The organism is Paractinoplanes deccanensis (assembly GCF_016862115.1).
Lineage (GTDB): Bacteria > Actinomycetota > Actinomycetes > Mycobacteriales > Micromonosporaceae > Actinoplanes > Actinoplanes deccanensis.
On the sequence record NZ_BOMI01000132.1, the window covers coordinates 36928 to 54611 of the forward strand.

The 17684-nt window shown below is 71.6% G+C and carries 20 protein-coding genes and 2 pseudogenes; 7 read left to right on the top strand and 15 right to left on the bottom strand.

The genetic code is table 11. The features are described 5' to 3' along the window. Position 1: 1 nt before the first annotated feature. Positions 2-2410: a chemotaxis protein CheW gene (locus tag Ade02nite_RS32865; protein WP_203772361.1), complete on the bottom strand. Its 2409-nt coding sequence runs from the start codon at positions 2408-2410 to the stop codon at positions 2-4. Between the two features lie 91 nt (positions 2411-2501). Further along, on the bottom strand, positions 2502-3200 hold the full coding sequence (locus Ade02nite_RS32870; RefSeq protein WP_097317690.1) for a response regulator transcription factor: 699 nt from the start codon (positions 3198-3200) through the stop codon (positions 2502-2504). Between the two features lie 401 nt (positions 3201-3601). On the opposite strand from Ade02nite_RS32870, the gene Ade02nite_RS32875 reads away from it, so the two are divergent. Further along, positions 3602-4108, top strand: coding sequence for a CAP domain-containing protein (locus Ade02nite_RS32875; RefSeq protein ID WP_203772363.1), 507 nt, complete (start codon positions 3602-3604; stop codon positions 4106-4108). Between the two features lie 25 nt (positions 4109-4133). On the opposite strand, the gene Ade02nite_RS32880 is transcribed toward Ade02nite_RS32875, so the two are convergent. Continuing rightward, positions 4134-5165, bottom strand: coding sequence for a UDP-N-acetylmuramate dehydrogenase (locus Ade02nite_RS32880; RefSeq protein ID WP_203772365.1), 1032 nt, complete (start codon positions 5163-5165; stop codon positions 4134-4136). A gap of 68 nt (positions 5166-5233) precedes the next feature. On the opposite strand from Ade02nite_RS32880, the gene Ade02nite_RS32885 reads away from it, so the two are divergent. From Ade02nite_RS32885 to Ade02nite_RS32900, 4 genes are all read left to right on the top strand, one after another. Then, entirely contained in the window at positions 5234-5989 is a 756-nt protein-coding gene (locus Ade02nite_RS32885) for a maleylpyruvate isomerase N-terminal domain-containing protein (RefSeq protein ID WP_203772366.1), read from the top strand. Positions 5990-6133: 144 nt separating this feature from the next. Beyond that, positions 6134-7558 carry a GH1 family beta-glucosidase gene (locus Ade02nite_RS32890; RefSeq protein WP_203772368.1) on the top strand — a complete coding sequence of 475 codons (1425 nt, stop codon included), beginning with the start codon at positions 6134-6136 and terminating at the stop codon, positions 7556-7558. A 6-nt stretch (positions 7559-7564) separates the two neighbouring features. Beyond that, positions 7565-8575, top strand: coding sequence for a LacI family DNA-binding transcriptional regulator (locus tag Ade02nite_RS32895; RefSeq protein WP_203772370.1), 1011 nt, complete (start codon positions 7565-7567; stop codon positions 8573-8575). Positions 8576-8631: 56 nt separating this feature from the next. Beyond that, positions 8632-9600 (top strand): aldo/keto reductase, encoded by a 969-nt coding sequence (locus tag Ade02nite_RS32900; RefSeq protein WP_203772372.1) that lies wholly within the window; start codon positions 8632-8634, stop codon positions 9598-9600. Here the strand turns inward: Ade02nite_RS32900 and Ade02nite_RS32905 are convergent, their stop codons facing one another. Continuing rightward, positions 9601-10407 carry an EI24 domain-containing protein gene (locus Ade02nite_RS32905; protein ID WP_203772374.1) on the bottom strand — a complete coding sequence of 269 codons (807 nt, stop codon included), beginning with the start codon at positions 10405-10407 and terminating at the stop codon, positions 9601-9603. Between the two features lie 20 nt (positions 10408-10427). Between Ade02nite_RS32905 and Ade02nite_RS32910 the strand changes: the two genes are divergently transcribed. After that, positions 10428-10700: a hypothetical protein gene (locus tag Ade02nite_RS32910; protein WP_203772376.1), complete on the top strand. Its 273-nt coding sequence runs from the start codon at positions 10428-10430 to the stop codon at positions 10698-10700. Between the two features lie 217 nt (positions 10701-10917). Here the strand turns inward: Ade02nite_RS32910 and Ade02nite_RS32915 are convergent, their stop codons facing one another. From Ade02nite_RS32915 to mtfM, 10 genes and pseudogenes are all read right to left on the bottom strand, one after another. Continuing rightward, on the bottom strand, positions 10918-11805 hold the full coding sequence (locus Ade02nite_RS32915; protein WP_203772378.1) for an alpha/beta fold hydrolase: 888 nt from the start codon (positions 11803-11805) through the stop codon (positions 10918-10920). Continuing rightward, entirely contained in the window at positions 11802-12116 is a 315-nt protein-coding gene (locus tag Ade02nite_RS32920) for a DUF2516 family protein (RefSeq protein WP_203772380.1), read from the bottom strand. Before Ade02nite_RS32920 ends, Ade02nite_RS32915 begins: the two co-directional genes overlap by 4 nt. 66 nt (positions 12117-12182) lie before the next feature. Further along, a complete protein-coding gene (locus Ade02nite_RS32925) occupies positions 12183-12659 on the bottom strand; it encodes a hypothetical protein (RefSeq protein ID WP_203772382.1) in 477 nt (158 codons plus the stop codon). Next, positions 12659-13048: pseudogene (locus Ade02nite_RS32930) on the bottom strand (helix-turn-helix domain-containing protein); the annotation flags it as partial. The gene Ade02nite_RS32925 and the pseudogene Ade02nite_RS32930, both read right to left, overlap by 1 nt. Positions 13049-13117: 69 nt before the next feature. After that, positions 13118-14026, bottom strand: coding sequence for an asparaginase (locus tag Ade02nite_RS32935; protein WP_203772386.1), 909 nt, complete (start codon positions 14024-14026; stop codon positions 13118-13120). Continuing rightward, positions 14023-14853, bottom strand: a complete 831-nt coding sequence (locus Ade02nite_RS32940; protein WP_203772388.1) for a beta-keto acid cleavage family enzyme — start codon at positions 14851-14853, stop codon at positions 14023-14025. The genes Ade02nite_RS32935 and Ade02nite_RS32940 overlap by 4 nt, the downstream gene beginning before the upstream one ends. 15 nt (positions 14854-14868) lie before the next feature. Next, positions 14869-15909, bottom strand: coding sequence for a CAF17-like 4Fe-4S cluster assembly/insertion protein YgfZ (ygfZ, locus tag Ade02nite_RS32945; RefSeq protein ID WP_203772390.1), 1041 nt, complete (start codon positions 15907-15909; stop codon positions 14869-14871). A gap of 1 nt (position 15910) precedes the next feature. After that, a complete protein-coding gene (locus Ade02nite_RS32950; RefSeq protein WP_097317675.1) occupies positions 15911-16306 on the bottom strand; it encodes a Fur family transcriptional regulator in 396 nt (131 codons plus the stop codon). A gap of 51 nt (positions 16307-16357) precedes the next feature. After that, positions 16358-16954: a heme-binding beta-barrel domain-containing protein gene (locus Ade02nite_RS32955; protein WP_203772392.1), complete on the bottom strand. Its 597-nt coding sequence runs from the start codon at positions 16952-16954 to the stop codon at positions 16358-16360. Continuing rightward, positions 16948-17052, bottom strand: coding sequence for a small membrane protein MtfM (gene mtfM, locus Ade02nite_RS50420; RefSeq protein ID WP_275409962.1), 105 nt, complete (start codon positions 17050-17052; stop codon positions 16948-16950). Before mtfM ends, Ade02nite_RS32955 begins: the two co-directional genes overlap by 7 nt. 14 nt (positions 17053-17066) lie before the next feature. Between mtfM and Ade02nite_RS32960 the strand changes: the two genes are divergently transcribed. Then, positions 17067-17441: a DsrE family protein gene (locus Ade02nite_RS32960; protein WP_203772394.1), complete on the top strand. Its 375-nt coding sequence runs from the start codon at positions 17067-17069 to the stop codon at positions 17439-17441. On the opposite strand, the pseudogene Ade02nite_RS32965 reads toward Ade02nite_RS32960, so the two are convergent. Beyond that, positions 17435-17684, bottom strand: a pseudogene (locus Ade02nite_RS32965) (hypothetical protein); the annotation flags it as partial. The gene Ade02nite_RS32960 and the pseudogene Ade02nite_RS32965 overlap by 7 nt on opposite strands.

The window sequence follows — 17684 nt, forward strand, 5'->3', positions numbered from 1 at the left end:
CTCAGGCCTCCACCAGCATCTCGTCGTTCTCCAGGTCGGTGTAGAAGTTGGGGTCGGCGGCGAGGATCGCGCGGCGGACGTCGAGCAGCTCGGTCACCCGCTGCTGGATCACCGCGGTGCCGACGAGGCCGTCCTCCTCGGCGTCCCGGCGCGCCGTCGTGGAGTTCTCGGCGATGTCGACGATCCGGTCCACCACCAGGGCGACGCTGCGGCCGCCCTCGCTGTAGACCACCACCGACACGGTCTCGCCTTCCGGCTCTTCGCCGTACGCCCCGAGCAGGTGCGACAACCGCACCAGCGGCAGGATCTCGCCGCGGTACTGCACGACCTCACGGGAGCCGGCGTGCTCGATGCGCTCGCGGGGGAACTCCTCGAGCCGGGTGACCGTGTCCAGCGGGATGGCGACCCGCCGTTCGCCGACCGCGGTGACGAGCAGCCGCTCCCCGGAGCCGGCCGCCGCCGCGGCCCGAGCCGACGCCTCCATGTTGCTGCGCTCGGCGTCGGCGGCCAGGTGGCTGCGCCGGGCCAGCGACGAGACGTCGAGGATCAGGCCGACCTTGCCGTCGCCGAGGATGGTCGCCCCGGCGTACAGGCCGATGTCCTTGAGGCGGCTGTTGAGGGCCTTGACCACGACCTCTTCGGTGTTGAGCACCCGGTCCACGACCAAGCCGAACCGCCGGCCGTCGGCCTGCAGCACCATGATGTAGACGCCCTGGTCGCCGCCGACCTCGAAGCCGAGCGCCTTGTCCAGCCGGACCAGGGGCAGCAGCTTGCCGCGCAGCCGGTAGACGGGCGCGCCGGACGCGTACTCGATCTTGGTGGACTGCCCGTCGATGAAGACCAGCTCGAGGACCGCGACCTGCGGCACCACGTAACGCTGGTCGCCGCAGTCGACGGTGAGCGCCTGGATGATGGCGAGCGTCAGCGGGATGGTGAGCCGCCAGACCGTGCCCTCGCCGGGCGTCGAGTCGACGCTGACCGCGCCGCCGATGTTCTCGATGTTGGTCTTGACGACGTCCATGCCGACGCCGCGGCCGGAGACGTTGGTGACCTTGGCGGCGGTGGAGAAGCCGGGCTGGAACACCATCGCCATGATGTCCCGCTTGTCCATGTTGGGGATCTGTTCGGCGCGCAGCAGGCCGTTCTCCACGGCCTTCTGGGCGATTCGCTCCACGTTGAGGCCGGCGCCGTCGTCGGCGACCTCGACCGCGACGTGCCCACCCTCGTGGTACGCGCGAAGCGTGAGCGTGCCCTCCGGGGTCTTGCCCGCCGCGGTCCGGCGCTCCGGGTCCTCGATGCCGTGGTCGACGGCGTTGCGCACGAGGTGGGTCAGCGGGTCCTTGACCGCCTCGAGCAGGCTCCGGTCGAGCTCGGTCTCCTTGCCCTCCATGACCAGCTCGACCTTCTTGCCGAGCGAGTTGCTCAGGTCCCGGACGACTCGGGGCAGCTTCGACCAGATGTGCTCGATGGGCTGCATGCGGGTCTTCATGATGCCCTCTTGCAGCTCACTGGTGATCATGCCGAGCCGCTGGGCGCTGCGCACGAGCGTGGCGTCGCCGATCTCCATGACGCCGCGGACCAGCTGGTTACGGGCGAGCACCAGCTCGCCGACCATGTTCATCAGGGTGTCGAGCAGGTCGACGTCGACGCGGATGGCGCTGTCGGCGATGCTGCGCTTGGGCGCCTGCTGCTGAAGCGCCTCGTTGACCGCGGCCGGCTGCGCCTTGCCCTCGTCGAGCAGGATCGTGCCGAGCTTGCGCTCGTCGCCCTCGATCTGCTGCTGGAGCGCGGAGCTGACGTCGGCCGGCTGGGCCGCGCCGGCCTCGACCAGGATCTCGCCGACCGGCTTGCGCTGGTTCTCGACCGGCTCCGGTGCGGGCCGGGTGGGTTTCTCGGCGATCGGCTCGGGCGCCTCGGCCTCGGCCTCGGCCTCGGCCGCCGGCTCGGCGGCCGCCTCCGCGCCTTCCGAGGCTTCCGCGGCCGGGGCTGCCGGGGCTGCCGGAGCCACCGCGGCGGGCGCGTCGCCGGCATTCATCTGCGCGTGGACCTGCGCGATGATGCTCTCGATGTCGACGTCGCCCTCGTTGCTGTTCTCCTCGATCGAGGCGAGGATCGAGCGCACACCGTCGATCGTGGCCAGCAGGGTGGTGATCGTCGACGGGGTGACCGGCATGACGCCGTCGCGCAGCTTGGACAGCAGCGACTCGCCGGCGTGCGCCAGGGTCTCCAGGCGGGTGAAGGCCAGGAAGCCGCTGGTGCCCTTGATGGTGTGGATCGCCCGGAAGATTCGGGAGATCAGGTCGCGCGAGTTCGGCTCCTGTTCCAGGTCCACCAGGTCACGGTCGATCTGGTCCAGGTTCTCGTGGCTCTCCATGAGGAATTCGCCGACGATTTCACCAAGGTCTTCCACGCTCACTACCTCCTGCTCGCCTTCCCACAGCCCTCATCGACGGTTCAATGCCTCACCTGAGGACACCCGGAGGTCGACCGAATGGGAAATTTCAGCCCTCTCCGCCAGGACGGCGGTATCGATAGCCGAATCCGCGGACGGATTCGATGGGTGAGTCGTCGGGATCGGACCAGCCGAGCTTGCGGCGCAACCGCAGCACGGCGAACTTCACCCGCTCCTGGCCGATCCCGGTGGGATCGTCCCAGGCCTGCGTCAGCAGCTGGTTCGGGCTCAGCACCGCGCCGGCGTGCCGCACCAGCGCGTTCAGCAACCGGAACTCGGTCGGCGTCAGGCGCTTCTCGTCGCCCTTGACGTAGACCCGGCGCTTGGTCGGGTCGAGGTGCACCAGGCCGTCGTCGTAGACCTGGCTGGCCCAGCTGTTCTGCCCGCTGGAGGAGCGGCGCAGCAGGGCCTCGACCCGGGCCAGCAACTCGTTGTTGGCGAACGGCTTGGTGAGGTAGTCGTCGGCGCCGCCGCGCAGGCCACGCACTTTCTCGGCCTCCTGGCCGTGCGCGGTCAGCACCAGCACCGGGACGTCCGAGACGTCGCGCAGCCGCTCGAGCACCTGCCAGCCGTCCATCTCGGGCAGGCCGACGTCGAGCACCACCAGATCGGGATGCTCCGCGTACGCCTCCTTGAGACCGGTGCGGCCGTCGCCGGCGTGCGCGACCTCGTATCCCGCCCGGCTGAACAGCAGCCGCAGAGCGAGCGCGATGTCCGGATCGTCCTCGACCACGAGTAGGCGACTCATGCTGTGCTCACCCTGCCCCCACCCCTCGCTCGCGCTCTCGTCCGGGCACGACCCTCCGCCGGGTGCGCCGGGACGGCGTCCGGTGAAAAGATCGTTTTCTCGCTCGGCGTCGCTCGCGCGACCGCGAGCTTCGGAATCAACCGTGCAAACCCACGATAGCGTGATGTCACGGCCTATTTACGGACAGTGACAGTTTAGCGGTCTAATCGCCCGGCGGGGCGGGTTCCGCGCTCCGCCTCCAGGACCGGGCCGGCACCTCACCGCGCACCGAATCCCCTCAGCGTGACACGGAATCCGACGCCGTTTCCCGTTTCGGGCAAATAAGGGACGTACGCCCGATTAGCGGCTGCCATAGACGGAGTGGGCGACTCCGCCCGCCCTTTCGGGGATTGGGGGCAACCGTGCTGCGACGTCTCATCCTGCTCGCCGTCACTCCGGCTCTGCTGCTCGCTGCGGCCACGCCGGCGCACGCGGTGGTACCGGTGCCCCCCATGCCACCGGGAGCCGCACCGGGCACTGTGGCACCGGCGGTCCTGATGTCGCAGGTGGTCACGATGACCAACCAGCAGCGCTCCGCGAACGGGTGCGGCCAGCTCGCCGTCGACCAGGAGCTGACCGTCGCCTCGGTGCGGCAGAGCAACTACATGGCCCGGACCGGCCGGTTCAGCCATGTCTGGAACGACGGCACCACCTTCGTCGGCCGCTCGCACCAGGCCGGATACGCGCAGCCGTCCGGCGAGAACATCGCCTGGGGCTACCGGACGGCGAGCGAGGTCATCCGGGCCTGGATGGCCAGCCCGCGGCACCGCGCGAACATGCTCAACTGCGGCGCCCACTCGATCGGCACCGGAGTCGCCTACGCGGCGAACGGCGTCCCGTACTACACCCAGGTCTTCGGCTGGGAATAAAGGTCCCCTGAGGAGCGGGCCGGCCCTACAGCTCGCAGTTGATCAGCACCGGTTCCGGGTGCAGCTCGACGCCGAAGCGGTCGCGCACGCCGTCGCGGACGGTGCGCGCCAAGTCGAGCAGCGCCGTCGTGGTGCCGCCGCCCCGGTTGGTCAGCGCCAGCGTGTGCTTGCTCGAGATCGCCACGCGGTCGCCGGCGAAGCCCTTCGGAAAGCCGGCCTGCTCGATCAGCCACGCCGCCGGGATCTTCACGGTGCCGTCCGCGCCGGGCCAGTGCGGCGCCTCCAGGCCGAGCGCGGCCCACTCCGCGGCGCTCACCACCGGGTTGGTGAAGAAGGAGCCGACCGACCACGTGTCGCGGTCCTCGGCGTCGAGCACCATGCCCTTGCCGGCGCGCAGCTTGAGGACCGTGTCGCGGGCCTGCCGCAGCGGCACCCGGTCGCCCGCCTCGGCGCCCAGGTTGCGGGCCAGCTCGGCATAGCGGATCGGCGCCGACTCGGCCGAGCGCTCCAGGCGGAAGTCGACCTCCAGCACCACGTACCGGTCGTTGTGCTTGAAGACGCTGGCACGGTAGGCGAAGCCGCACTCCTCCGGCGTCATCGCGCGGATCGTGTCCCGCTCCCGGTCGTACGCGTGGACGGCCACGATGGTGTGCGCGACCTCCTGCCCGTACGCCCCGACGTTCTGGATCGGCGTGGCGCCGGCCGACCCGGGGATGCCGGAGAGGCACTCGACACCGGAATAGCCGTTCTCCACCGCGTACGCCACGAAGTCGTCCCACGGCTCACCGGCGGCGACCCGCAGGGTCGAGGGCGCCACCTCCTGAACGCCGCGCGTGCGCACCAGCACGACCGTGCCGGGGAAGCCCGCATCGCCGATCACCACGTTGCTGCCGCCCGCCAAAAGGAGGATCTGCCGGCCCTCCGCCGTGGCTTTACGCACCGTAGCGACCAATTGGTCCTTTTCAGTGGCCGCCGCGAGGATGCCGGGCGGCCCGCCGAGGCGTAGCGTCGTGTACGCCGACAGGACAGTTTGCGATGCGGCGCTAAGGTCATGCACGGCACCAACCCTAGGCTCAACGGTTCGGGGCAACTCATCGGCGGTCCGGTGGAGCGGAGAGAATCGCGATGAACAGGCTGCACGCGACGAAGGACTTCTGGCTCGCGGCGTTGCGCGCCGACAGCCCCGCGCTGCAGGACGCGGTCGCCCAGGCCGGGCCCGACGCCCCGCTGCCGTCCGGCACGGGCACGGTCGCCGATCTCGTCGAGCGGGTCACCGCCTTCCTCCGGTTCGTCCGCGACTACACGCCGCGCGGCGTCACCACCCGGCCCGAGGAGCTTCCGCCCGGCCCCCGCCCCGACTGGGAGACCCAGCTCGACGGGCTGCGCCGCGAGCTGACCGGCACCATCGAGACGCTGGACGCGCTCGAGGCCGACATCCCGGCGTGGAACTGGGCCCCGCAGGCCAAGACCGCGGGCTTCTGGCACCGCCGCACGGCTCACGAGATCTCGTTGCGCCGCTGGGACGCCGAGTCCGCCGCGGGCCGGCCCACCCCGATCGAGACCAAGCTGGCCGCCGACGGCATCGGCGAGGTGCTCGACACCTGGCTGCCCGCCGGCCGCCGCACCGGCCCCACCGACCTGCACGGCGTGGTCCACCTGGTCGCGGGCGACGCCGGGCACGAGTGGTTCGTCCGGTTGCGCGGCATGGGCGTGGCGCTGCTCGACACCAGCACGATCCTCGACGACGACGATCACCACGCCCGCGCCCAGGCCACCGGCACAGCCAGCGACCTGCTGCTGGTGCTGATGGGACGGCAGCGTACGGACCGTCTCGTGGTCACCGGCGATCCTCGCCTGATCGCCGCTCTCCAGGCGGGCTGACCCCGCCCGCGCACCCTGCCAACCACCCCGCGCCGGACTTAAGCCTGGCTTACATTCGACTTACCGGGGGATCGCGGAACCGTTTCCGTCCCTATGATGAACCGGTTAAGTTCGGATTACGCAGACCCAGGAAGCGGGGAACGCATGACGGCAACCGTCACCTCCACGTCGGCGCAGCCGGCCCTCGCCGGGATCACCTTCCCCGACGGCTTCATCTGGGGCGCCGCCACGGCGTCCTACCAGATCGAGGGCGCGGCACGGGAGGACGGTCGCGGCCCGTCCATCTGGGACACCTTCAGCCGTACGCCGGGCCGCGTCTACCGCGGGCACACCGGCGACGTCGCGTGCGACCACTACCACCGCTACCCGGACGACGTGGCGCTGATGGCCGACCTCGGCCTCAAGTCGTACCGGTTCTCCGTCGCCTGGCCGCGCATCCAGCCGGACGGCTCCGGCCCGGTCAACGTCCGCGGCCTCGACTTCTACGACCGGCTCACCGACGAGCTGCTCGGCAAGGGCATCGACCCGGTGGTGACGCTCTACCACTGGGACCTGCCGCAGACCCTGGAGGACCGGGGCGGCTGGCCCAACCGCGAGACCGCGGAGGCCTTCGCCGACTACGCCGAGATCGTGTACGCCCGCCTCGGCGACCGGGTCGGCACGTGGACCACGCTGAACGAGCCGTGGTGCTCGGCCTACCTGGGCTACGGCAGCGGCGTGCACGCGCCCGGCCGCCAGGAGCCGGCCGCCGCCCTCACCGCGGTGCACCACCTGTTGCTCGGCCACGGCCTCGCCGCCCGCGCGCTGCGCTCGGCCGGCGCCCGCAACGTCAGCATCACGCTCAACCCGGCGGTCGTCTTCCCGGTCGACCCGGACAGCGCGGCCGACCGCGACGCCGCCCGGATCATCGACGGGCTCTCCAACCGGATCTTCTTCGACCCGCTGCTCAAGGGCGAGTACCCGGCGGACGTCCTCGAGCACATCGCCCGGTTCACCGACCTGTCGTACATCAAGGACGGCGACCTCGAGACGATCAACGCACCGATCGACGTGCTGGGGATCAACTTCTACCAGCCCGCGTACGTGTCGGCGAAGCCCGGCACGCCCGCGTCGCTCGACCAGCCGGGCAGCGAGGGCATCGCCTACCGCGCCCCGGACGGCCCGGTCACCGACATGAACTGGCTCATCGAGCCGGCCAGCCTCACCAGCTTGCTCAAGCGCATCCACGAGGACTACCCCGGCACCCCCGTGATGATCACGGAGAACGGCGCCGCGTACCCCGAGGGCCCCGGCGCCGACGGCGAGGTCCACGACACCCGCCGCGTCGAGTACCTCGACGGTCACCTGCGGGCCTGCCATGATGCCCTGGCGGCCGGTGTCGATCTGCGTGGCTACTTCGTCTGGTCGCTCATGGACAATTTCGAGTGGGCCGAGGGTTACCGCAAGCGGTTCGGTGTCGTGCACGTCGACTACGCCACCCAGCAGCGGACGCTCAAGGACAGCGCGAAGTGGTACCGGGAGGTGATCCGGCGCAACGGCATCGCGGCGCCGGGTTCTGACGAGGGGTGACCTTTTGTGGTGACGCGGGAGCGGCCGACCCTGGAAGCAGTGGCGCGCCGCGCCGGGGTGTCCCGGGCGACCGTCTCCCGCGTCGTCAACGGATCCACCTCGGTGGCCGCCTCGATCCGTGAGGCGGTCAACCGGGCCGTCGACGAGCTCGGCTACGTGCCCAACCAGGCCGCCCGCAGCCTCGTCACCCAGCGCACCGAGTCGATAGCGCTGATCGTGCCGGAGACGGCGAACCGCGTCTTCTCCGACGACCTGTTCTTCCCCGCGATCATCCGCGGTGTCGGCGCCGAGCTGGAGGCGGCCGACAAGCAGCTGGTGCTGATGATGGCCGGCTCGGCCAAGAGCCACGACCGCGTCGAGCGGTACGCGGTGGCGGGTCACGTCGACGGCGTCATGTTCGCCTCGATGCACGGCGCCGACCCGCTGCCCGGCACCCTGGTGCGCCTCGGCATCCCGGTGATCTGCAGCGGCCGCCCCATCGGCGGCGCCACGGTGCCCTATGTGGACGTCGACCACTTCGGCGGCGTCGCCGCGGCCGTGCGCCACCTGGTCGCCGCCGGCCGCCGCCGGATAGCCACCATCGCCGGCCCGCAGGACATGGTCGCCGGCATCGACCGCCTGGCCGGCTACCGGGCCACCCTCGACGAGGCCGGGCTGCCCCAGCGCGCCGCCCTCGGCGACTTCACCCGCGAGTCCGGCATGGCCGCCATGCGCTCCCTGCTGGACGACGACCCCACCCTCGACGCGGTCTTCGCCGCCTCGGACATGATGGCCCACGGCGCCCTGTCCGCCCTCAAGGCCGCCGGCCGCCGCGTCCCCGACGACGTCGCGGTGATCGGCTTCGACGACTTCGAGATCAGCCGCTACAGCGACCCGCCCCTCACCACCGTCCGCCAGCCCATCGCCGACATGGGCCGCACCATGGCCCGCCAGCTCCTCGGCCTGATCAACGGCGACACCGCCCTCCCCGACGCCGTCGTCCTCCCCACCGAGCTGGTGGTCCGCGAGTCCGCCTGACGCCTGGCCGCACGTGCGAGGCTGGGGTCGTGTTCGCTGATCAGGGAGGTGTTGCGGTGGAGTTCAGGCGACTGGGACGGACCGGGCTTCGGGTGAGCCGCATCGGGCTGGGCTGCATGAGCTACGGCCGGGCCTCGGCCGGCATGCACCGGTGGACCCTGGACGAGGACGCCGCGGCGCCGTTCTTCCGGCAGGCCGTCGAGCTCGGTGTGACCTTCTGGGACACCGCGAACGTCTATCAGGGCGGCACCTCGGAGGAGTTCGTCGGGCGGGCGATCACCCGGTTCTCCCGCCGGGAGGAGATCGTGCTGGCCACCAAGGTCAGCGGCAAGGTGCACGACGGGCCGGGCGGCAGCGGCCTGTCCCGCAAGGCGATCCTGGAGCAGGCCGACGCTTCACTGCGGCGGCTGGGCACGGACTACATCGACGTCTACTACATCCACCGGTTCGACCCCGAGACGCCGGTCGAGGAGACCATGCAGGCGCTCGACGACCTGGTCCGGGCCGGCAAGGTGCGCTATCTCGGCGCGTCGTCGATGTGGGCGTGGCAGTTCGCCAAGGCGCAGCACGCCGCCGTGCTGAACGGATGGACCACGTTCTCGGCGATGCAGGACCAGTACAACGTGCTCAAGCGCGAGGAGGAACGAGACATGATCCCGATGTGTCTCGATCAGGGTGTCGGCCTGACTCCCTACTCGCCGCTGGCCAAGGGCCGGGCCACCCGCCCGTGGGGTCACCAGACCGGCCGGTCCTCCTCGGACGACGTGGCCAAGGTGTTCGACCGCGGCGTCGACGAGCCGGTCGTGAACGCGATCCAGAAGGTCGCCGAGGACCGCGGCGTCGCGATGGCCCAGGTGGCGCTGGCCTGGGTCCTGTCCAAGCCGGTCGTCTCGTGCCCGATCGTCGGCGCCACCCGGCCGCACCACCTCCGGGACGCCGTCGCCGCCCTCGACCTGCGCCTCACCGACGCCGAGATCGCCGAGCTGGAGGCGCCCTACCAGCCTCAGGACAACTACTGGTGGTGATCAGACCGCGCTGGTGATCCGCGGGGGAACGGTCGTGGGGTGGCCCAGGACCTCGCGGGAGAGCAGGGTCGCGCCGGCGATCGCGGCCGGCATGAGCAGGATGGCGCCGAGCGGGATCAGGAAGCAGCAGAAGACGGCGACGCCGAAGCCGAGGGCCATCGCCTTGTTCTGCTTCAGCACCTCGCGGCGGTGGCGCAGGCGCCGGCCGCGCCGCTGGAACGGGACGCCGGTGAGCTCGACCGCCAGGAGCCAGCCGCCCACCGCGCCGCCCAGCACCGGGATCACGGTCTGGCCGACGACCGGCAGGAAGCCGAGGAGAAACAGCGGGATGCCGACCAGGATCGACAGGCCGATCAGCCGCAGCGAGTCGGTCAGGCTGCGGCCCAGCGACTGCCAGAAGCCGGTCTCGACCTCGTCGGGCACGCCGCCGTACTGCTCCTCGACCAGCTCGGAGATGCGCTCGTAGAACGGGTCGCCGATGAGCAGCGTGACCGCGGTGAACGACAGCACCCCGATGACCACGGCGACCCCGAGCAGCCCGGCGCCGGCGAGCACCTGCACCAGGTCGCCCCAGGTCTCGCCCCAGTCGTCGGCGAACCACGTGACCGCGTCCGACAGCTCGGGCAGGAAGTCGATGAGGAAGAACAGGGCGGTGGCGTAGAGCGCGCCCGCGATGACCGCGGGCACCCACCCGAGCAGCAGCAGCTTGGGGCGGCGCAGCAGGATCCCGAGCCCGCGCCCGAGCAGCCCGGCACCGAGCAGGAAGCGCTTGGCCGCCCCGAGCGGCTTACCGGCGTCGACGTTCACGACACCGGAGCCTAATTCACATGGGCGAGGGGCCCGATGCCGACGGCGCCGGGCTCGGGTCGCCGGGTGTGCTCGGCGTCGGGGTGGTCGCGATCTCGGTCGGGGTGGGTACGGGCGGCAGCGTCAGCGGCGGCAGCACCGGCTCCGACGTCACCGTGACCGGCGGCGCAGCGGTGGTGGACGACGGCGTGACGGCCGCCGTCGCGGCGGGCGGGGTCGCGGAGACCGTGGGAGCGGCCGCGGCGGCCGACGGCGTGGGGGCCGCGCCCGGGCGGCCGGGTCTCGGCGTGTAGCGGACCGTGGTCATCGGCGTGGTCCTCGCCGGCTTCGGGGCCGCGCCGAGGGCTCCCTCGCCGCCCGGGGCGCCGATGGCCGCGGGGCGCTTCGCGGGGGCGGCCAGGGACCAGCCGATCGACACGGCGATCGGGAGGCCGAGCGCCACTAGCCCGAAAAAGACTGTTTTAGGGGAGAACCGCACGCTGTGAACAACAGCCGGAGAGGCGAGAAAGGTTACGGGCGGTTGAGGAAGTCGGAGATTCGCTCCCGCAGCTCGCGGCGGTTGTTCCAGAGCACCGCCGGGCGGTCGTACACCTGGAGCTCCGCGCCGGGCAGCAGCTCGGCGGCCCGCTCGGCCCAGGCCACCGGATGCACCTCGTCGCCGAGGCAGCCGATCACCAGCGCGCGGCCGGAGAAGGCGCGCAGCGCCGACGGCGACGCCACCGCGGGCTCGTGCCACAGCGTCGTCAGCTCGGCCGCCAGGCCGTCGCGCTGGAGCTGCTCGACCCGCTGCCGCAGGTAGGACCAGCCGGTCGGCGTGTTGCGCACCGCGGGCGGCAGCTCGAGCTCGACGGCCGCGGCGATCGACGCGGCCTCGCCCGACTCCACCGCCGCCAGCAGCCGCTCGACCCGCTCCTCGGCGGCCGCGGGGCGGGTGCCGTCGAGCGACGCCGGCAGGTAGAGGACCACCCGCTCGAACCGGTCGGGGGTTTCGCTCAGCACCCGGCAGAGCGCCGCCGACCCCATGCTGACGCCGACCGCCCGGGTCGCCCCCGACAGGTCGGCCACCGAGCGCAGGTCGCTCGCCAGGTCGCCGAAGCTCCACGGGCCGGCCGGCGCCTCGGAGCGCCCGTGGCCGCGGAAGTGGAAGAAGACGCGGCGGCCCGCGACCGCGCTGCCCAGCGGGCGGGTGCCGGAGATGTCACCGGCCAGCCCGTGCGCGAACACGGTCACCGGGTCGCCGACGCCGGTGACGAGCAGCTCCAGGCGCACCGCCGAAGGGGTGGAAACGATCTCGGTGGGCGGGCCCGGCAACGTGGGCCGCCCGGAGCGCGGGCCCGTGGGGTCGGCGCGCAGCAGGCGGGGCCCGCCGTCGGGCGGGGGCGGGCCGAACCGCCTCACCAGAAGCCTTTGCCGTCCGACAGGTCCTTGAGGCCGGGCCGGACGTCCAGCAGGTAGATCAGGGCCGCGGCGATGCCGATCAGGCTGAAGATGCCGACCGGGCCGCTGAGCAGCAGGGTCAGCACGATGCAGACGGCCAGGATCGCCGCCCACGCGCCCTTCGGCAGGGTGCCGATGGCCTGGAAACCGTCACCGCGCTGAGTCAGACAGTGGATCAGCGCAACCGCCTGGACGACCAGAGAGAGGATGAGGACGAGCAGGTTGATGTAGACGACGACGTCGTCGTAGAAGAGCGGCGCGGAATAGGCCATGAGGAGAAGTCTATGCCGCGGGGCACGGCGGTCGCCGAGCCCCGCGGATCATGTCGTGCTCGACGATTACTCCGCCGAGTCGGTCTTGGGAGCGCGCTTGCGCGGCTTGGGCGTGGCCGGGGCCGCGGCGACCTCCTTGGTGGCCTGCGCGGCCTCGACGGCCTTGGTCTCCTCGGTGGTCTCGATGTCGGCGTTGACCACGTCGGCGGCCTCGACGACGCCGGTGCCCACCACGCGCTCGCCGCGGGCGACCAGGGCCGTGTACGCCGCGAGGGCGCGGTCCTGGGCGAGCTGGGCGAAGGAGGTGGCCACGCTGGCCGCGTTGCCCCGCAGCGCCTCGAAGTCGGTGGCGGCGGCCTTTTCGCGCAGCTCGGCGGCCTTGGTGCCGGCCTGCTCGTTGTAGACGCGCAGCGAGGCGGCGGCGCGCTCGCTCAGCTCGTTGACCACGGCCGGCAGCTTGCGGAGCTGCTGGTAGGCGAGGTCACCGGCGCCGGCGGCGGCGTAGATGGGCGCGGGGAAGCGGGTCTTGGTCTGCTCGGTCATGTCGTCTCCTCGACAGTCGGAGGGGTCTCGTCGGCCGGCTGGTTGCGCAGATTCTCGTTGCGGAACGTCTCGTAGATCTGCGACAGCGACTGCTTCTGGGCGATCGTGAGCTCGGGGTCGGCGGCGATCGCGGCCAGCACCCCGGGCTGGCCGTCGCTGTCCAGCAGGCCGGCGCGCAGGTACATCGCGGGCGTCGACACCCGCAGCGCGCTGGCGATCTGCTGGAGCACCTCGGCACTGGGCTTGCGCAGGCCGCGCTCGATCTGGCTCAGGTACGGGTTGCTCACGCCCGCCTTGTCGGCGAGCTGGCGAAGCGAGATCTTGGCGGTCTGCCGCAGGTCACGGATGAATCCACCGATGTCCTGTGGCAGGTCCTTGGGCGCGGCCATGCGTTCGAAGGTAGCGCGGGGTGCTAACTCTTGCAAGCAAAGTGCTAACAAGAGCTAGCGTGTCCTGCCTCACCTGACCGCGCGGACCTCGCCGACCGGCTCCCCGCCGCCGAGGACGAGCTCCTCGATCATCGGGACCTCGACGCCGAGCCGGCGCAGCTCGTGCAGCAGAACCGGCGTCCGGGCCCGCATCCCGCCGTCGTCGATCTTGATAGCGATCGCGCCGACGCCCGGCATGGCGACCGCCACCACGCCCTCGGCGCCGCCCTTGGCCAGCAGGCCCGGCACGGCGCCCATCAGCACGGTGTCGTCCGCACCGGTGCCGGCCACCAGCTCGGGGTGGGCCCGCATCTCGTCGGCCACCCGCCGCTCGTGGCTGCCCGGCTCCGCCTCGACGAGACGACGGAACGCGCGGGCCAGTCCGGTCAGCGACACGGCCAAGACCGGCGCTCCGCAGCCGTCGACCCCGGCCGCGGCGATCGGCTCGCCGGCCAGGTCGGCCACCGCCTCGGCGATCGCCACCTGGAGCGGGTGCTTCGGGTCGAGGTAGCTCTCCAGCGGCCAGTCGTTCGCCGCGCAGGTCGCGAGCATGCCCGCGTGCTTGCCGGAGCAGTTCATCAGCACCCGCTCGGGGCCGCCGCCGGAGCGCACCCACGCGTCGCGCTCCCGGTCGTGCAGCGGCAGGGCGGTGGGGCAGCGCAGCGCGTCGACGGTCAGGCCGGCGCCCTCGAGAATCTCCCGGACCCGCCGGGCGTGGAACGGCTCGCCGTAATGGCTGCCGCTGATCAGGGCCAGGTCGGCGCCGTCGCGCGGGACCAGCCCGGCGCGCAGCATGCCGACGGTCTGCATCGGCTTGTTCGACGACCGCGGGAAGATCGGGCTGAGCACGTCGCCACGGCTCTCGCCGCCGAGCACGGCCACCGAGCCGTGGTGCACGCTCTCGACGAACCCGGAACGGACCACCTCGGCGACGATCATCGGGGAACCCCCAGCAGCTCCCGCGCCTCGGCCGGGGTCAGCGGCGGACGCTGCGCCAACTGGGCGAAACCCACCGCCCGCGCGACGAGCTGCATGTTGGACTCCACCGGACGGCCCTTCGCGTACGTGATCGTGTCTTCCATGCCGACCCGCAGGTGGCCACCGGCCGACAGCGACGCGAGCATGACCGGGATCGTGCTGCGGCCGATGCCGGTGGCCGAGAACGTCGTGCCCGACGGCAGGTCACGGATCGCCTGCTCGCAGGCGACCAGCGCGGCCGCGGTGCCGGGCATCCCACCGGGCACCCCCATCACCAGGTCGACGTGCACGTGACCGCCGAACGGCAGGCCGTGCTGCGAGAGCAGCCGCTGGAGCGAGGCGAGCTGGCCCAGGTCGAAGATCTCGTACTCCGGCACGATGCCCCGCTCCTGCATGCGGGTGTGCAGGTCGACGATGAACTCCCAGCGGTTGAGGAAGACGCCGTCGCCGAAGTTGACGGTGCCCATCGTGCAGGAGGCCATCTCGGGACCGGCGTCGAGCACGGCGAGCCGGTCGGACTCCGGATCGGTGACCGCCCCGCCCGAGGAGAGCTGGACGATCAGGTCGGTGGATTCGCGCAACGCCGCCACGGTCGCGCGCAGCCGGCCCTGATCGAGGGTCGGCTCGGCGCGGTCGTCACGGATGTGCACATGGATGATCGAGGCGCCCAGCGCCTCGCACTCCTTGGCGGTCGCCACGAGCTCGTCGAGGGTCACGGGCAGCGCGGGTACGGCTGCCTTGCTGCTCTCGGCGCCGGTCGGAGCGACGGTGATCACGGTACCGGTCATGGCACCGATCCTGCCTCAGGCGGCCTCGATCGCGGCGGCGGACTCCCCCACCCTCAGCTCGGCGTCGTCGGCGACGTTGCGCTTGAGCACGGCGAGGGCGACCAGGCCCAGCTCGTGGTGGCGGACCGCGGTGCCCACGAAGCCCACCTCGCGATCACCGAGCACCACCGGCGCGCCCTTGGCCGGCGGCTGGTCGGTGGCGACCCCGTCGAGGTGCAGCAGCACCAGGCGGCGCGGCGGGCGGCCCAGGTGGTGCACCCGGGCGACCGTCTCCTGCCCCCGGTAGCAGCCCTTGTCGAGGTGCACGGCGGTGGCGACGAAGTCGGCCTCGGCCGGGATGGTGCGGTGGTCGGTCTCCCAGCCCAGCCGCGGGATGCGGTGCTCCACCCGGATCGCCTCGTAGGCCCACAGGCCGGCGAGCGGCACGCCCAGCTTCTCGATCACCGAGGTCTTCGCCTCGCGGGGCACGAGCAGATCCACACCCAGCGGTACGCGGCGCGCGAGGCCGCCCTCGAACGGCGTCACGTCGTAGACGCTCGTGGCATGACCCGGCACCTCGCCGGCGGCGAACTTGGCACCGGGAACCGGGCTCACCCGCGGCGCCGCGAGACCGGGGAAGAGATCGGCCGCCCCCGGGCCGACCACGGACAGCGCGGCGATCTCTTTGCTCGCGTCACGCGGCTCCACCCGGGTGAAGAACCGCATCATCTCCAGATACTTCAGCAGACCGGCGCCGGCGCCCGGCTCGGTGTCGAGCCAGGCGGTGGTGCCGTCCTCCGTCACGTACGCGTGCTGCTCGACGTGACCGTGGGGCGAGAGGACCAGCAGCTCACTGCCCTGATTTGCGGACAAGTCCGACAAATGCTGAGTGGTCAGGGTGTGCAGCCAGGAGGCGCGCTCCTCGCCCGGCACCGCGATCACGTCCCGGTTCGACCGGTCGACCAGGCCCACGGCGGTCGCCAGGACGCGCTGCTCGCGCATCGGGTCGCCGTAGTGCACCGGCACACCGGCGTCGGCGGACGACGGGTCGAGATCCTCGGCCATCACCACGGTCATCTCACAGCTCCTTGCAGTCTCCGCAGACCCCGAAGAGCGAGACGTGGCCCACGTCGACCCGGAAATCCCGCTCGGCGAGCAGCCGGTCGGTGACCGGGCGCATCACTGAAGGGTCTACCTCGGAAATCGACCCGCATCCACGGCAGACCAGGTGAACGTGCTGATCCTCACCCGCGGTGTGATAGGTCGGCGACCCGTGCGACAGGTGGGTGTGGTTGACCAGCCCGAGCTCCTCGAGGAGCTCGAGCGTGCGGTAGACGGTGGTGATGTTGACCCCGGCCGCTCGCTCACGCACGTGGTTGTGCACCTGCTCGGGCGTGGCGTGACCGAGCTCGTGAACCGCTTCCAGGATCAGCTGGCGCTGCGGCGTGAGCCGCAGGCCACGCTCCCGGAGCATGGCGGCAAGCGAAGTGGCGGACACGTTACGAAGGTTACGCCGTTTCGGCCCTCAGCCACCGACCCGCAGCAGCCGCGCGGACATGTGCGGGCGCAGGCCGCTCTTGTCGACCGCCTGCTCGTGGGCGTAGAGCAGGGCACCCTCGACGATGCCGAAGAGCCGCTGCCCGCCGGTCACATGCAGACCCGAGGGCGTGTACGCGACGGCGTCGGCCTCCATCTCGAGCCGCGTGGTGCCGATCGTCTTGCCGACGTACAGCTCGGCGACCCCGTCCGCGGTGATCATCGTGGCTTCCATCTCGTCGGTCGGCCGCCCGTCGACGAGCACCGGCCGCCAGAACCCGGACTCGACGATCCACTCGCCGGCCGGCTGCGACTGGTCGTCGAGCAGCCACGACCGCGAGTCCCACCGCAGGAACGGACGGCCGTCGTGGCTGATCCGGATCTCCTGGGCGAAGTCGTAGTCCTTCTCCTCCGGGAAGCCGCCCTGGCCCCGGCCGCGCCACAGGCCGACGAACGGCAGCAGGCCCAGCAGGGCGGGGTGCAGGTCGGGACCGGAACGCAGATCGTGCGTGTCCTCGTACGGATAAGAATCCACCGGCGGCGCGTTCAGCCAGGGCGGCGGGCCCAACGGATTTTCGCTCACCAACGCCCCCTAGCAACACGCAGAGCCAAATAGCCGAAACCGCCGGCGAGGCCGCCCAGACCGGCGACCAACAAGCTCACGAACCCAATCTCCGTAACCATGACCGGAACATCTTATGCTGGCGCTCATGGCACGCTTGCTGGTCGTCAAGGCAACCGCGGGGGCGGACGCTCCCGAGCGCTGTTCGCAGGCTTTCACCGTGGCGAGCACGGCCGCCGCGTCCGGCGTGGACGTGTCGTTCTGGCTCACCGGCGAGTCCACCTGGTTCGCCCTGCCCGGCCGGGCGGCACAGTTCGAGCTGCCGCACGCGGCGCCCCTGCCCGACCTGATCGACCTGCTGCTGGCCAGCGGCCGGGTGACGGCCTGCACCCAGTGCGCCGCCCGCCGCGACATCAAGCCCGACGACGTCCTCCCCGGCATCCGCATCGCCGGCGCCGCCGTCTTCGTCGAGGAGATCATGGGCGAGGGCGCCCAAGCGGTCGTCTACTGACCACACCCGGTGGTGACGCTGACCCGCAGCAAGTCGCCGTCCGGAGTGATGACGAGCGAGGACCCACCGACCCGGTAGGCCCGGACCGAGCCATCCGCCCGGACCACCTCGGCCCCATCGGTGAGCGGAGCCAGGGCCGCCGGCAAATCCTTGGGCACAGGCACCCCAGAAGCGACATAGGTAGTCGTGACCGACTTGTCGCCCGCCCCACCCGGTCCCGCATTCGCCCCAGCGCCCGGCCCC